This is a genomic window from Paenibacillus sp. P46E, assembly GCF_001909095.1.
In the GTDB taxonomy this organism is placed as follows: domain Bacteria; phylum Bacillota; class Bacilli; order Paenibacillales; family Paenibacillaceae; genus Paenibacillus_AQ; species Paenibacillus_AQ helianthi.
On the sequence record NZ_LVYZ01000011.1, the window covers coordinates 1 to 768 of the forward strand.

2 rRNA genes are annotated in these 768 nt (G+C 48.6%); both read left to right on the forward strand.

The window, feature by feature from the left end:
- Positions 1-244 (forward strand): 16S ribosomal RNA (locus A3849_RS03540); the annotation flags it as partial.
- A 284-nt stretch (positions 245-528) separates the two neighbouring features.
- Positions 529-768: ribosomal RNA gene (locus A3849_RS03545) — 23S ribosomal RNA — on the forward strand; the annotation flags it as partial.

Sequence of the window (768 nt, forward strand, 5' to 3'; positions counted from 1 at the left end):
TTCGGATTGCAGGCTGCAACTCGCCTGCATGAAGTCGGAATTGCTAGTAATCGCGGATCAGCATGCCGCGGTGAATACGTTCCCGGGTCTTGTACACACCGCCCGTCACACCACGAGAGTTTACAACACCCGAAGTCGGTGGGGTAACCCGCAAGGGGGCCAGCCGCCGAAGGTGGGGTAGATGATTGGGGTGAAGTCGTAACAAGGTAGCCGTATCGGAAGGTGCGGCTGGATCACCTCCTTTCTATGGAGAATCGTTTCCTGCAACGGAAACATTCAAATCGGAAGCTTAGCTTCCATTAGAACCCTTGGGTTCGAACACTCACTCGTTGCTCAGTTTTGAGAGTTGAAGCTCTCAGATTTATCCTTGATCCTTGAAAACTGGATACCGAAACGAAAATGCGTTTTAGAACATCTTTTAGCTGAAACTTGTGTAAACAAGTTGAAATAGTTATTAGTTGATACAATGGATCTGGTAGGAAAGTAAAGAACAGCAATGTTCAATATTTCTCCTGCGGAGAAAATTGCGGTTAAGCTAATAAGAGCACACGGAGGATGCCTAGGCGCCAGGAGCCGACGAAGGACGTGGCGAACAACGAAACTGCCTCGGGGAGCTGTAAGCAAGCTTTGATCCGGGGGTGTCCGAATGGGGAAACCCAGCTGTGGTAATTCGCAGTTACTCATACCTGAATACATAGGGTATGTAGAGGCAGACCAGGGGAACTGAAACATCTAAGTACCCTGAGGAAGAGAAAACAATAGTGATTC